Here is a 14,415-nt window from a genome sequence, read left to right on the forward strand (position 1 = left end):
GGATTTGCGGCTTAGGCGGTCTGGCCGATGTCGTAGGCCAGCTGTGCAGCGGTGCCAAACGCTAACGTAAAGCCCAGCGCGCCATGGCCGGTGTTGATCCAGAGGTTGCTGGCACCGGCCGACTTGGCAATCGGCACGGCCGTCGGCGTGGCAGGGCGCAGGCCGGCCCAGGGCTGGACGTTGATGTAATCGCTGCAACCGGGAAACACCGCTTCGGTGGACGCACAGAGGCTGCGGATCTTGTCCTGCGGAATGCGCAGGTCGTGGCCCACCAGCTCCACCATGCCGGCCACGCGCAGGCGCTGGCCAATGCGCGCAAACACCACCTTGCGGGCGCTGTCGGTGATGCTCACCGCCGGTGCCTTGCGGCCTGCTGCGGCCACGTCCAACGTGATGCTGTAGCCCTTGAGCGGGTAGACCGGCAGATCCACGCCCAGCGGCTTGCACAGCGCCACGCTGTCCACGCCCAGCGCGACCATGAAGTGCTCGGCCTCGATCTCGCCGTGCGCGGTCTGCAGCGCGACGATCTTGCCTCCTTCGCGCCGCAGGCGCCGGATGGGCGTGTCCATGATGAACTTCACGCCCTTTTGGCGCAGCCAGTCTTCGAGCTGGCGGCAAACCTGGTAGCAATCGGCGGCGCACTCGCTGGGCGTGTGCACGGCGCCGGCAAACTGGCTGCGGTAAGCGGCCAGCGCGGGCTCGAGCGCCACCGCTTCGTCGGGGCCGACGATGCGCTGCGGCGCGCTGCCCAGCTGGCTTTGCACATCGACCTGGTGGCGCGCCGATTGCACGGCCGCATCGCTGGGGTAGAGCACCAGCTTGCCGGTGGTGCTGTAGTCCCAGTCGCCCCCGACCTGGGTCTGCATGGCCTCAAAACGCTGGCGGCTGACCGCAGCCAGTTGCAGCAAGGCGCGGGTGCTGGCGGCGGAGCGGTCGGCATTGCAGGCGCCCAGAAAGGCCAGGCCCCATTTCCACTGCTGGGGATCGGCCTGCAGGCGGAACTTGAGCGGCGAATCGCTGCTGAACAGCAGCTTGGGCAGCTGCTTCCAGATCGCAGGGTCGGCCAGCGGCTGCACATAGCTGTAGCTCAGCTGCGCACCATTGCCCTTGCTGGTGCCACTGCCCGCATGGGAGGCCTTGTCAACCACCGTCACCTGGTGCCCGGCCTGGGTCAGCTCATAGGCGGCAGCCAAACCCACAATCCCCGCACCCAGAATGCAAACCTGCATGGAACACCCCCTGAAAACCCTTAAATATAGGCGCTTGAAATCCGCCTGTCGCATAGCAAAATGGGCAACAGGCATGCCATTTGCTTATAGGTACAGCGGTTCCGCCTCTGTGCGGTATGCCATGCACCATAACCAAGCGTTATGGGCCTGTCCCAAAAAGGCATTGTTGAAACAAAGTGCTGGTTTCTACACTGTTCCTATTGTTTGATTCAAGGAGGTTCCCGATGAAGTTTGTTAAGTCGCTGGTCTGTGCTGCAGCCGCCATCGCCTGCCTGCCCTCGGCCTTTGCCGATGTGCTGGCCAAGGCCAAGGATTCGGGCGAAATCACGTTCGCCTACCGTGAATCCTCGGTGCCGTTCAGCTACCTCTCCGGTGGCCAGAACGCCATCGGCTTCTCGGTGGACATCTCCAACGCCGTGGCAGACGCTGTGCGCAAGGAAATCGGCAAGCCCGACCTGAAGGTCAAGTGGCAACCCGTCACCTCGGCCAACCGCATTCCGCTGATCCAGAACGGCACCGTGGTGCTCGAATGCGGCTCCACCACCAACAACAGCGCCCGCAACAAGGACGTGGATTTCGCGATCAACTACTTCTACACCGGCACCCGCGTGGCCGTGAAGAAGAGCGCGGGCATCAAGAACTGGGCTGATCTGAAGGGCAAGACCCTGGCGATCACCACCGGCACCACCAACCTGCCTGTGGTGCGCAAGTACAGCGCCGACCAGAAGCTGGACATCAACATCACCCTGGCCAAGGACCATGCCGACGGCTTCCTGCTGATGGAAAACGACCGCGCAGCCGGCTTTGCGATGGACGACATCCTGCTGTTCGGCCTCAAGGCCAACTCCAAGGACCCAGCGGCCTACGAAGTGGTGGCCGACGCACTGCAAGTCGAGCCCTATGCCTGCATGCTGCCCAAGGGCGATGCACCGTTCAAGAAGATCGTCGATGGCGTCATCGGCGGCATGATGAAGTCGGGCGAGTTCACCAAGCTGTACGACAAGTGGTTCCTGCAGCCCATCCCTCCGAAGAACCAAGCGCTGGGCCTGCCGATGAACAAGGAACTGCAGGACAATCTGACCGCGCAAAGCGACAAGCCTGCGATCTGATGGACAATCCCGTGTCGTGCAAGGCACGCACTGCAATGGCCCGGCAACGGGCCATTTTTCATTTTCTCTGGAGTTCGGCATGAAGCTTCACACCGTAGGCATTCTGGGCGGCATGGGCCCGGCAGCAGGCGCTGATTTTGTGCGCCTGTTTGTACAGGCCTGCGCAGACCATGTGCGCGCAAGCGGCGCACCCGTTACCGACCAGGGCTACCCCGAGCACTGGCTGGCCCAGTTGCCCATACCGGACCGCAGCGCAGCGCTGTTGGCGCCCGAGACCGCAGAAGACCCCTTCGCGATGATGTGCCAGGGCCTGGACAAGCTCCAGTCCGTCGGTGCCCAGGCGGTGGCCGTGGCCTGCAATACCGCCCATGCCTGGCATGGGCGCCTGCAGCAGACCTACCCGCAGCTGCAGCTGCTGCATATCGCGCGCGTCGTGGCCGAGGGGCTGCAGCAGCAAGGCCAGCCGTCTTGCATGCTGCTAGCCACGCAAGGCACCTACCGCATTGGCCTGTATGACCAGGCGCTGGCCGCCTGCGGCATCACCGTACACCTGCCGCAAGAGGCTGAGCGCGAGCAGCTGATGCGCGGCATCTACCAGGGTGTGAAGGCCGACCGCATGGACCAGGCGCGCGCCGATTTTGCCGCTGTGGCCCAGGCCATGCGCGCCCGCCATGGCGATGTGCCCCTGATCATGGGCTGCACCGAAATACCGCTGGCCCTGCCCGGCGCCGACAGCGTGCAAGGCCTGCCGCTGATCGACCCGGCCTGGGAGCTGGCCCAGGCATTGGCGCGCGTGGCCTACGGCGACTGAATCATTCCGCGTTTTCGAGCATCGCCATCGTGATGCGCGAAACGCAAGTCAGTTTGCCCTCGTCGTTGACCATCTCGATCTGCCAGACCTGGGTCATGCGGCCGATATGCACCGGCTTGGCCGTGCCGGTGACCCAGCCGCTCTTCACGCCCCGGATATGGTTGGCATTGATATCGAGGCCGACACAGTGCCAGCCTGCCGGCGAAGAGAACAGCGCACCGACGGAGCCCAGGGTCTCTGCCAGCACCACGCTGATGCCGCCATGCAGCAGGCCAAAGGGCTGGTGCGTGCGGTGGTCCACCGGCACACGGCCCACCAGGTAGTCATCGCCAATTTCCAGGTATTCGATGCCCAGGTGTTCAATCGCCGTATGGCGCGCTTTGTCACGCAGCGCGTCCAGCGAGATGGGCTTTTTCCAGATAGCAGTCATGGGGTGTCCAGGCTCAACAACAGGGATGCCACAGCATAGCGCTGCACAAGCCGGCTGCCTACCGCCTGCATGACGCGCCGGTTGAGGCGGGGCGCTGGGGTGAGCTTTGTGGCAGCTTTGGTGGGCCTGAGTAGCTAACGATCTGTATAGCGATGTAGGAATCAGCGCTTAGTGGAACTTGCGGTTTCGCATGCTGCTCACACCAAGACTTGAAGCTTGGAGGCGCTCGCTTGCAGGGGCCATAACAACGAGATGTACCACCCCCCGGTTTTTATCGACGGGCAGGAGATCTGCCCTAGCCATCTGGTGCCTATACGGCGAAAAATAATGCTCGCATTGTCCGGCGGCAAGACGAAGCTGGTAGATGTTGACTTCCGCTTCTCTTGCCATTGCTATTCGCGTGGACTACGGGAGGGTGAGATGGCTCCTGAAGGTCTTGCGGTCCCTGACGGCTCCAAAGAGATGCCAAGGCCACGCATATTTGATCTGGAGCGGTATGCGCTGTCCAAGGGCATCGCGGGCATGATCGATCAACTGATCGCCAATAACAGCATCGTGACCAAGAGCCGCCATGAGAACTTCTTCTGCGTGGATAACGTCCTTGGTAATCGGAATGGATGTAGCGAGACCGTGTCTTACTTCATCTTCATGCATGCCAAGAAAGTGGAGGACCCGGGCCGCCCCAAAACCATCTTGGTCACCGTCGAATCAGCCTATGCGGCCATGGAAGGAATTCCGAACCCGGTGGGGCAGGGCAGTCGCTTCTTCGGACAGATGCTCGGAGAAAGGTGGGAGCCCCTCAACAAGGGGATCACTGCTAAAGGTCGCAATAAGCGGAAGAGGTTCTAGAAAGGGTGAAGGGGCCACTGAGGCCCCTTCAAAAAAGTCGCGAAGTTCGCTTTAACCCCTGAGGGGACCGCTTGCGCGGCGGAGAACAGCTGTTTACTTCGCTGTGCTGTTGCTTTACGGTACTTTCGTACCGCTGCTATCCCATCGGTCCATTACCGTAGTGATGGGCGGTTCAAGCTATTGTTTTCAATCATAAAGGATGCCCGGGTCGCTGTCAAACCAAGCGGCTGACCTGTCTCGAAAATCGGCCTTGAGGCGCTCCGGATCTGGCCTAGTTGCCGCTCAATTACTCGTTGGCACCTGCTCGCCATCGCCGTCCGCCTCACCCAGGCCGTCGTCGCAGCTGGCGCCGTCTTCGACCAGCAGCTCCACCAGCTCGCGGGCGAAGGAGGGCAGGGATTCGAGGTTGCGCACGACGATCTGCATCTCGCGGTTGGACCATTCGTCCGAGATGCTGATGATGCGGATGTCCATGCTGCGCGCATGGCGGCGGGCGGCGGATTCGGGCAGGATGCCGATGCCTACGCCCGCCTCGATCATGCGGCAGGCGGCTTCAAAATTGCCCACCTGGATGCGTTGCTTGATCGGGCGGTGCAGCAGGTCACTGTGCTGGCGCAGGAACGCATGGATGGCGCTGGATTCGTGCAGGCCGATGTAGTCGTATTCCAAGGTATCGCCAAAGGCCACGGACTTGCGGCGGGCGAGGGCATGGTCGGCATAGACGACGAGCACCAGGCGGTCGCTGCGGTAGGGCATGGCGACCAGGCTTTCGGTGCGCACCTGGCCGGCGACGATGCCGATATCGGTCTGGCCTTCGCCGACGGCACGGATGATGTCGTTGGACAGGCGCTCGCGCAGGTCGATGTCCACATCCGGGTGCTTGCGCAGATAGGCGCGCAGCACCGGAGGCAGAAACTCGCCCAGCGCCGTGGTGTTGGCAAACACCCGCACATGGCCCTTGATGCCGCGTGCGTACTCCTGCATGTCGCCGCGCAGGTGCTCGATCTGGCCCAGCACCGTGCGGGCATGCTGCACAAAGGCCTGGCCCGGCAAGGTCAAGGTGACGCCCTGGCTGGTGCGGTAGAGCAGCTTGACACCCATGCTCTCTTCGAGGTTCTTGATGCGGGTGCTGGCCGCCGGGAGCGAGATGAACGACAGCTCGGCCCCCCGCGTCATGCTGTTCGCGTCTGCCACATGCACCATCAGGCGCAGATCCACCAAGTCAAAATGCATAGCCATGGCGCGATTGTAGGCCTTGCGTTTTAACCCAGGGACCCTCTGGCCGCCGCAAGCCGCCCTGCTTGTCACCCAGGTTGGGCTTGCGTCCAGCGCCCTCAGCATTCGACGATGTGCACCGCCAGGCCGCCGAGCGAGGTTTCCTTGTACTTGCTCATCATGTCGGCGCCGGTGGCGCGCATCGTTGCAATCACCTTGTCCAGGCTGACGATGTGCGAGCCGTCGCCGCGCAGCGCCATGCGCGCTGCATTGATGGCCTTGACGGCGGCCAGTGCATTGCGCTCGATGCAGGGCACCTGCACCAGGCCGGCGACCGGATCGCAGGTGAGGCCCAGGTGGTGCTCCATGCCGATCTCGGCGGCGTTCTCCACCTGCGCGGGTGTGCCGCCCAGCACGGCGCACAGGCCGGCGGCCGCCATCGAGCAGGCCACGCCCACCTCGCCCTGGCAACCCACTTCGGCGCCGGAGATCGAGGCGTTCTCCTTGTACAGAATGCCGATCGCGCCGGCGGTCAGCAAAAAGTCCACCACCCCGGCCTCGGTAGCGCCGGGTACAAAGCGCCAGTAATAGTGCAGCACGGCCGGCACGATGCCGGCGGCGCCATTGGTGGGGGCGGTCACCACGCGGCCACCGGCAGCGTTTTCTTCATTCACGGCCAGCGCAAACAGGTTCACCCAGTCAATCACCTCCAGCGGATCGGTGTTCGCATGCTGGGTCAGGCCTTCGTAAAAGCCTGCGGCGCGGCGCTTCACGTTCAGTCCACCAGGCAGGCGGCCTTGCGTGCTGCAGCCGCGTTGCACGCAGTCCTGCATCGCCTGCCAGATCTTGCGCAGGCCGCTGTCGATGTCGGCATCGCTGCGCCAGTGGCGCTCATTGGTGCGCATGATCTGCGCAATGGGCTGCTGGTGGTCATGCGCCAGTTGCAGCAGCTGCGCGGCGCTGTGAAAGGGCAGGGGCAGCACATCGGTATCAGGTGCAATCGCTTGCTGGCGCTCGGCATCGTGGGCCGCTTCTTCGCTGACGATAAAGCCGCCGCCCACCGAGTAGTAGGCTTGCGCATCAACCAGTTCATGCTGGGCATCCCAGGCCTCAAAGCGCATGCCGTTGGGGTGGAAAGGCAGGCTCACCGCGCCAATCAGGAGCAGGTCGGTGGCGGGGTCGAACACGATGCGCTGCTCACCGTTGAGCAGCAGCTGCTGGCTATTGTTGACCTCGGCAATGATGGCATCGACGGCGTTCACATCGACCGTATCGGGTGCATGGCCGGCCAGCCCGAGGATCACGGCGCGGTCGCTAGCGTGGCCGATACCGGTAGCGCCCAGCGAGCCAAACAGCTGGCAGCGCAGGCGGGCCACCTGTGCCAGCGCCCCCTGGCGCTGCAGGCGCTGCACAAAGGCGTGCGCGGCGCGCATCGGGCCGACGGTGTGCGAACTGCTGGGCCCGATACCGATCTTGAACAAATCAAACACGCTGACGGCCATGGCTACTTTCCGGTCAATGTTGCAACTGCAGACTGGCGCCGAGGATAGCGCTGATTTGGGCCTTGGCAAGGGGAAAAGCACCCATCACGCCCAGGTGGGCATGCGGCCCCAGGCGGCTGGCCACAAAGGCATCGGCATGCGCGGGCGCGGCGTGCTGCCGCATCAGGCCCGCCTGCGCCACCAGCACCAGCTGCTGCACCCATTGGCGCGCCTGCGCCTGCTGCGCCCAGGCATCCTGCGCCATCGCCTGCCACTGGGTGTGCAGGCGCTGCAGCGCTTGCGCCATCGCCAGGTCATCCGCTGCCATGCGCTGCAGGTCCTGCCACAGTGCATCACGCAACGCGGGCTCGCGCTGCAGCGCCTTGAGCACATCCAGGCACATCACATTGCCTGAGCCCTCCCAGATCGAATTGACGGGCGCTTCGCGGTAGATGCGGGCCAGCGCCGAGCTCTCGGTGTAGCCGTTGCCTCCCAGCACTTCCATCGCCTCGGCGCTGCAGGCAATGGCGCGTTTGCAGACCCAGAACTTGGCCGCCGGTGTCATGATGCGCTGCCAGGCCAGCGCCGTGGTCTGGCCTGGGGCGCTGCTGTCTTCAAAGGCCTGTGCCAGCCGCATGGCCAGCAGCAGCGCCGCTTCGCTCTCCAGCGCCAGATCGGCCAGCACCGATTGCATCAGCGGCTGCGCCACCAAGGCCGCACCAAAGGCCTGGCGGTGCCGGGCAGACCACAGGGCCTGCACGGTGGCCTGGCGCAGCAGCGCGCTGCTGCCCAGCACGCAGCACAGCCGCGTGATGGTGGCCATCTCCATGATGGTGGCAATGCCCCGGCCTTCCTCACCCACGAGTACGCCATAGGCGTCGTCAAACAGCACCTCGCTGCTGGCATTGCTGCGGTTGCCCACCTTGTCCTTGAGGCGCTGCACCAGCACGCTGTTGCGCCTGCCATCGGGCCGCCAGCGCGGCACCCAGAAGCAGGCCAGCGGTGCCTGCAGCGCATGGGCGTCGTGCGCGCTGCTGGCCATGCGTGCCACCACCAGGTGCGCATCGGCCGTCGGCACCGAGTAAAACCATTTATGGCCCTGCAGCCGGTAGGCGGCGCCGCGCCCGCCGCCTGCGGCATCCAGCGGGTAGGCCACGGTGGTGTTGCTGCGCACATCCGATCCGCCTTGCTTCTCGGTCATGCCCATGCCCACCCACAAAGCTGTTTTGTCTGCCACCGGTGCATCACGCGCGTCATGCTCGGCGCTGCTGATGCCGCGCGCGATCTGTGCCCACAATGCGGGCTCCTTGCGCAGCACCGGGATGGCTGCCGTCGTCATCGTTGCGGGGCAGAGGCTGCCCGCCTCCGCCTGGCCATGCAGGTAAAAGCCGGCGGCCCAGGCTGTCCAGCGGCCGCTGGCTGCATCTTCCGGTGCGCCAGCAAACGGCATGTCGATCAGTTGCTGCGCGCGGTAATGCGCCAGCACCTGGTGCCATGCGGGGTGAAACTCCACCTGGTCGATGCGCCGGCCCCGTGCATCCCACTGCTGCAACTGCGGCGGGTGGCGGTTGGCCTGGTCGGCCCACTGCGCAAAGGCCGCGCTGCCCACGGTGCGCGCATGCTGCTGCAGGCCCGGCAGCCAGGCAAGGGCCTGTGCACGCGTCAGGGCGGCCTGCAAGGCCGGATCGCTGCCCAGCGGGTCGTAGCCGACCAGCTCATCCACCAGGTTGTCCTTGTTGCGCTCTGCCATGGCTGCTCTCCCAGATGTGCTTGCCCATTCTATGAATGGAGCCAGCCCATAGCAAAACCGATCAGCGTGTGGCGTTCAGCCGGTCCAGCCGCAGGCGCTGGCGCTCATCACCCAGCGCCCGGGCGGCCAGCAGCACGCTGCCGGCCGCGGCCAGCGCGCCGGCAAAGGTCAGCAGCAGCAATAGCAGAATCTGGTATTTGGCGGCTTCCAGCGGGTCCATGCCACCCAGGATCTGGCCGGTCATAATGCCCGGCAGAGTGATCAGCCCGGCGGCCGACATCTGGTTGATGATGGGGATCAGCCCCCGGCGGATGGCCGCACGGGTGTGCGGCGCCATCGCCCGGCGCAAGGGAGTACCCAGTGCCAGCTGGGCCTCGATGGCGGCGCGGCCGGTGCGCACGCCGTCAAAGAAACTGTCCAGCCCCAGGCTGGCGGCATTGAGCACGCTGCCCAGCACAATGCCCATCAGCGGAATCGCATAGCGCGCATCAAACCAGGGGTCGGGCCGCACGGCGGTCATCAGCGCCAGCACCACGGTCGACAGGCTCGACAGCGCGACCACCAGGCCCGCAATGCGGTAGTTGCCCCCGCCAGACAGGCGCTGGTGCGGCCGCACCGCGACCTCGCGCGCGGCAGCGGCCACCATCACCAGCACCACGACCAAGGTGGTGCCCGGGTGCGCCTGCTGGAACACCAGCCGCAGCACATAGCCCACCAGCAGCAGCTGCACCCCCATGCGCAGCGATGCCCACAGCACCTGGCGCTGCAGCTGCAGGCGCATCGCCCAGGATGCGGCAGTAGCGGCCAGCACCAGCGCCGCGCCCACCAACAGATCGCTGGGCTGCAGATGGATGGCCGGGTTCATTGCGCAGCCTCCATCGGCAGCAGCTGGTGGTCTACCAGTTGCATGCAGCGCTGGCCGACGCGGGCCGCCTGGGCCTGCGAATGGGTCACCCACAGCAGGCTCAAGCCCTGCTGCTGGCAGCGCTGCAGCAATTGCTCCACCGCAGCGACAGACGTGTCATCGAGCGCAGCCGTGGGCTCATCAAGCAGCAGCACCTGGGGCTGGCGCAGCAGTCCGCGCAGCAAGGCCAGGCGCTGGCGCTCGCCCGTGGATAGCTGGGCCAGCGGAATACCGATGAACCCCTGGCGCAGCCCCAGTTCGCTGGCCATCTCCAGCAGCGCCGATTGCGAACCCTGCGGGAAATGCTCCATCACCGACGGCCCCCACCAGGCCGGCTCCGCTGCCAGGTACATCACCTGCTGGCGCCACGCAGGCCCACTGAAGGTGCTGCGTGGCTGGCCGTTGAGCAGCACCTCGCCACTGCCCGGATCCAGGTCGGCAATCAGCCGCAACAACACCGATTTACCCGCCCCCGATGCCCCCATGACGGCGATGCATTCGCCTGCGCCCAACTCCAGCGAGCAGGGCCCGCTGATGGGGCTTTGCAGAGCGCGGATGGACAGGCGGCTGGGCTGAGAGGCTGGCATGGTGGCTGAGTGTAGCGCTGGGGGCCGTCTTACCAGGGCGCTGGGATGAAGCGCTGGTCTGAGCGCTGAGTAATGCCACGCGCATCGTGTGCCACCAGGTCTCCAGCGTTATGGCTGACCACAATTATGTAAATCGAATCGCATGAATATTCTTGAGTTCAATTAGCCTATTGAATATCCAATAAATGCAAACCACAACATTAGTAATTTGTTTATTCAAATAATGTTATTTGATGCAGCCAGACAACAAATAATGATTAATTTGAACTGTCAACCCCATAATCCCGAATTGTTGACATTTAAATGGGTGTGAGTGGTTAAGATTAGCGCGAATTTGTGCATAGGTTAAAACTTTCAACACAGGATATTCCATGCGTTCGCGTTATTGCCTGCAGCTCGGCTTGCTGTTGGCAGCCATTCAGTCTTGCTACGCCCAAGGGGTTGCCACGTCCGTGGTGCCCCATGCCACCAGTGGCCCCCAAGTCCATATCGATGCGGCAGGGCGTGCCCATGTCACGCCCAATGCCTCGGAAAACGGCGTGTCCTACAACGGCTTTCAGCAGTTCGACGTGGGCAGACCCGGTTTGTCATTTCAGAACGAACAGGCCAATGCGCGCACGATTGTGGCTGAGGTGTTCTCGGCCGCGCCATCGCGCATTCAGGGCGATATGGATGTGGTGGGCCCCCGCGCCAACCTGATTCTGGCCAACCAGAACGGTATCTCGGTCAACGGCGCCAACTTCTCCAACTTCGGCAGCGTGGCGCTGACCACCGGCGCGTTGAGCCTGCGTGACCAGCAGCAAAGCGAAGGCCAGGTGCAGCGCTATGTGGATGTGAGCACTAACCAAGGCCGCATCCACATTGGTGATGAAGGCATGGCCGGCAACCTGATCCGGCTGGAGCTGATCGCCAAAAGCATCCAGGTCGATGGCCCGCTGACGAATGAATTCACATCGTCGAGCGCCCATATCCGCATGGTGGCGGGCGACTCCAGCGCCAGTTTTGATACCGCCGCGTCGCCTGTCGATAACCTGACGCCCTGGGTGTACTACAAGCCCGGCCAGGCCCAAAGCAACGAGGTCGCGATTACCGTCGGTGCAGGCTCCAAAGTCACCGCCGGCCAGATTCATATTCTGGTGACCGACAAAGGCGCCGGCGTGCGCAATGAGGGGGAAATGGTGGCCTCGGCCGGCGGATTTACCCTGTCATCCACCGGCGATGTGGTGCAAATGGGGGGCCAGATCACTGCACAGGGCTCCATCCAGATCAATGCCGCCAATATCCATCTGCAAGGCTCTGCCGAGCGCCAAAGCCTGGTGTCGGCCGGTTTGCAAACCCGCCTGGAGGCGGAGCAATCCATCCGCAATATCGATGGCGAGATTGCCGGCACCCAGCGTATCTCGGACGAAACCCCCTATGCGGTTTACCTGAAGGCGGGCGACGCCATTGAGAACCGCAGCCCCGTCGGCGCAGACAAAACCACGGTTATTTTTGGCAAGGGTGATTCGGTCAAGCTCGAAGCCGGTGCCGGGGGCATTACCTCCACCAACGCCCGCATCATCAGCAACCTGAATCTGGATCTGGTCAGCACCGGCGCCATCTCCAACCAAAGCGCCCATATCGCCGGCGAGGCATCGCAGTGGGAATCCTCCGGTGGGCTGAACCGCCGCACCAGCTACAGCGCCGACCAGGGCCGCCTGGCCGATGAGAACCACCAGGGCTACTGGGTGGCGCAGGGTGATCTCAGCGTACAGGGCCAGTCGTTCAGCAACACGGGCGGCTTTGTGTTCTCCAACGCCGGCAGCGTCAAGATCAAATCGCAGACCGACATCCATAACGAGGCACTGAGCGTAGGCGGCTATGACTACAGCCGGCGTTGCTTCCTGTTCATCTGCAAAACCCGGGCCAACAGCACCGAGCGCCTGGTGGGCGGCCAGATCATGGCGGCCACGGGCCTGACCATGGAAGCCGCTGGCACCGTGCTCAACCATGGCGGCCTGGTCTATGCCGGCCAGGGCATGCAGGTGGTGGCCCCCAGCATCATCGCGCGCGCCAAGCCGGTGCATACCGTCATTCTGCGGGATCGGGGCCTCAAGGCGCTGTTTGGCGATACCTGGGCGCAGATCTATGCCACCGACCAGGGCGGCAGCTTTACCGCCCAGCAAGGTCGGCTGCTGCTGCAAGGTGCAGCCCGCCAGGATGGCGGCAGCTTTGTGGCCCAGGAAGGCATTGACGGCGAGATCGAAGTGCTGCGCACACCGCACCGCGACCCGGTCCGCATTGAAGACCACCTCGGCATTTTCTGGTGGTGATGATGCGCAACAACCCTCCCCTGCCTGCGCTGGGCAAGCATGCGCTGCTGGGCACCGTGCTCGGCCTGGTCTGCCTGTCGGCAGCGGCGCAAAACAACCCCGTGCGCGACCCCAATGACCAGCTGCTGCGCGAGCAGCAGGAGCGGCTGCGCCAAGAGCTGCTGGAGCAGAACGCTGCCGGCAAGATCCAGCAGGACAGCCAGCCCACGGCGCCCGCCGCAGATGACAACGCCTTTCCGGCCGGTATCCCCACCACCGGGCCGAGCTTTGACATCCAGCGCATCCAGGCGACCGGCGACAGCAGCTTGCTGAACGCGCGCGACTTTGACCGCATCACCCAGCCCTTCTTGGACCATGCGCTGGCCGTCGAGCACATCAATGTGCTGCTGGACCGCATCAACAAGGCGCTGATCCAGGCGGGCTACACCACATCGCGTGCCTACGTGGGGGGGCAGAACCTCAAGGAAGGTGTGCTGTCCATCACCATCGTCGCCGGGCGCATCGAGGCCATCGTCTTCAACGGCGCGCCAGCCACCGGTGTCGGTGCCTGGCTGGCCATGCCCATGCAAGAGGGCGATGTCTTGCGCCTGCGCGATATCGAGCAGGCCGTCGACCAGTTCAACCGCCTGCGCCGCAACAACGTGCAGGTGCTCATCAAGCCGGGCCAAACCAATGGCGGCTCCATCGTGGAGTTCGTCAACAAGGAAGGGCCGGTGGCCCGCTACAACCTGGGCATCGACAACCAGGGCTCCAGCAACACGGGCCGGGCGCGTATCCAGGCCGGTGTGGACCTGGGCAATGTGCTGGGCCTGATGGAGTCCATCACCTTGGGCCTCACGTCCAGCCAGGAGACCAATGCGATCTATGGCCTGGTATCGGTGCCCTGGGGCTACAACACCGTCTCGGCCGTGGCCTCGATCTCGGAGTACCAGAACCTCATCGGCGATACCGCGCTGGTGTATGGCCGATCCAAGAACTTCTCGCTGTCGCTCAACCGCCTGCTGGCGCGCGACCAGAACAGCAAAACCGCGCTCGATATCTCGCTGTCCAAACGCGAATCGACGCGCGAGGTGAACAACTTTGCGCTGACCCCGCAAGCGCAGACCAGCCTGCGGGTGGGCGTCAACCGCCTGACCCGTTTCGATACCGCGCTGGGCGCCGGGCAATGGACGGTCGATGTCGGCTTCTCGCGCGGCCTGCCCATCCTGGGCGCGGACAAAGACGCCGACGACCTGCCCAAAGAGGCAGCACGCTACCAGTTCAGCAAGCTCGATGCCGCCGTGTCGCTTGACCGGCCAGTAGCAGAGCGACTGGTCTACCGCAGCCGCATCAGCGCGCTGTGGAGCCACCAGCCGCTGTACTCGTCCGAGCAATTGTTTGCCGGCGGCGTCTCCAGCGTGCGCGCCTATCCCGAATCTTTCCTGGGCGGCGACCAGGGCCTGGTCTGGCGCAATGAGCTGGCCTTGGCCAAGACCCAGCCGCTGTGGGGCAGTGCCCGCTATGAGCCCTATGTGTTTGCCGATGCGGCGATTCTGCGCACCGTCTCTGACAAGCGATCCAGAAGCATCGCGGGCTTGGGCGCGGGCGCACGCATTGCCTACCAGGGCGCCTTTGCCGACCTGCAGTTGGGCCGGGCCTTGCGCTCCCCCGATGGCTATGAAAAACAAGGCTGGCGCGTGAACGCCAGCCTGACCTACCAGTTTTAGCGTAGCGGCCCCCTGGGCCTACGACTACCGAT

Annotated in this window: 12 protein-coding genes; 5 read left to right on the forward strand and 7 right to left on the reverse strand. The window is 64.1% G+C overall.

The annotated features are described in order from the left end of the window. Positions 1 to 11: 11 nt before the first annotated feature. The gene (locus tag AB7A72_RS16260; RefSeq protein ID WP_369460575.1) at positions 12 to 1,229 is read right to left on the reverse strand and encodes a D-amino acid dehydrogenase; all 1,218 of its coding nucleotides are present in this window, start codon (positions 1,227 to 1,229) and stop codon (positions 12 to 14) included. A gap of 224 nt (positions 1,230 to 1,453) precedes the next feature. Here AB7A72_RS16260 and AB7A72_RS16265 point away from each other — a divergent pair, with 224 nt between their 5' ends. After that, entirely contained in the window at positions 1,454 to 2,338 is an 885-nt protein-coding gene (locus tag AB7A72_RS16265) for an amino acid ABC transporter substrate-binding protein (protein WP_239810079.1), read from the forward strand. A 79-nt stretch (positions 2,339 to 2,417) separates the two neighbouring features. Continuing rightward, positions 2,418 to 3,149, forward strand: coding sequence for an aspartate/glutamate racemase family protein (locus AB7A72_RS16270; RefSeq protein ID WP_369460576.1), 732 nt, complete (start codon positions 2,418 to 2,420; stop codon positions 3,147 to 3,149). Between the two features lies 1 nt (position 3,150). Here the strand turns inward: AB7A72_RS16270 and AB7A72_RS16275 are convergent, their stop codons facing one another. Next, entirely contained in the window at positions 3,151 to 3,579 is a 429-nt protein-coding gene (locus AB7A72_RS16275) for a hotdog fold thioesterase (protein WP_312453196.1), read from the reverse strand. Between the two features lie 252 nt (positions 3,580 to 3,831). Here AB7A72_RS16275 and AB7A72_RS16280 point away from each other — a divergent pair, with 252 nt between their 5' ends. Further along, complete coding sequence (locus tag AB7A72_RS16280) at positions 3,832 to 4,428, forward strand: hypothetical protein (RefSeq protein WP_369460577.1); 597 nt, start codon at positions 3,832 to 3,834, stop codon at positions 4,426 to 4,428. Between the two features lie 282 nt (positions 4,429 to 4,710). Here the strand turns inward: AB7A72_RS16280 and AB7A72_RS16285 are convergent, their stop codons facing one another. From AB7A72_RS16285 to AB7A72_RS16305, 5 genes are all read right to left on the reverse strand, one after another. Further along, the gene (locus AB7A72_RS16285) at positions 4,711 to 5,667 is read right to left on the reverse strand and encodes a LysR family transcriptional regulator (RefSeq protein ID WP_313330634.1); all 957 of its coding nucleotides are present in this window, start codon (positions 5,665 to 5,667) and stop codon (positions 4,711 to 4,713) included. Between the two features lie 95 nt (positions 5,668 to 5,762). Next, on the reverse strand, positions 5,763 to 7,145 hold the full coding sequence (locus tag AB7A72_RS16290; protein ID WP_312414464.1) for an L-serine ammonia-lyase: 1,383 nt from the start codon (positions 7,143 to 7,145) through the stop codon (positions 5,763 to 5,765). Between the two features lie 13 nt (positions 7,146 to 7,158). Beyond that, positions 7,159 to 8,874 (reverse strand): acyl-CoA dehydrogenase family protein, encoded by a 1,716-nt coding sequence (locus tag AB7A72_RS16295; protein WP_369460578.1) that lies wholly within the window; start codon positions 8,872 to 8,874, stop codon positions 7,159 to 7,161. A 61-nt stretch (positions 8,875 to 8,935) separates the two neighbouring features. Then, positions 8,936 to 9,739 carry an ABC transporter permease gene (locus AB7A72_RS16300; protein WP_369460579.1) on the reverse strand — a complete coding sequence of 268 codons (804 nt, stop codon included), beginning with the start codon at positions 9,737 to 9,739 and terminating at the stop codon, positions 8,936 to 8,938. Then, positions 9,736 to 10,365 (reverse strand): ABC transporter ATP-binding protein, encoded by a 630-nt coding sequence (locus tag AB7A72_RS16305; RefSeq protein WP_369460580.1) that lies wholly within the window; start codon positions 10,363 to 10,365, stop codon positions 9,736 to 9,738. Before AB7A72_RS16305 ends, AB7A72_RS16300 begins: the two co-directional genes overlap by 4 nt. A 371-nt stretch (positions 10,366 to 10,736) precedes the next feature. Between AB7A72_RS16305 and AB7A72_RS16310 the strand changes: the two genes are divergently transcribed. Both AB7A72_RS16310 and AB7A72_RS16315 read left to right on the forward strand, forming a co-directional pair. Next, positions 10,737 to 12,677, forward strand: a complete 1,941-nt coding sequence (locus AB7A72_RS16310) for a filamentous hemagglutinin N-terminal domain-containing protein (RefSeq protein WP_369460581.1) — start codon at positions 10,737 to 10,739, stop codon at positions 12,675 to 12,677. A gap of 2 nt (positions 12,678 to 12,679) precedes the next feature. Beyond that, a complete protein-coding gene (locus tag AB7A72_RS16315; protein ID WP_369460582.1) occupies positions 12,680 to 14,383 on the forward strand; it encodes a ShlB/FhaC/HecB family hemolysin secretion/activation protein in 1,704 nt (567 codons plus the stop codon). Positions 14,384 to 14,415 lie beyond the last annotated feature (32 nt).

Origin of the sequence: Comamonas sediminis (assembly GCF_041107495.1) — a bacterium.
Classification (GTDB): domain Bacteria; phylum Pseudomonadota; class Gammaproteobacteria; order Burkholderiales; family Burkholderiaceae_C; genus Comamonas; species Comamonas sediminis.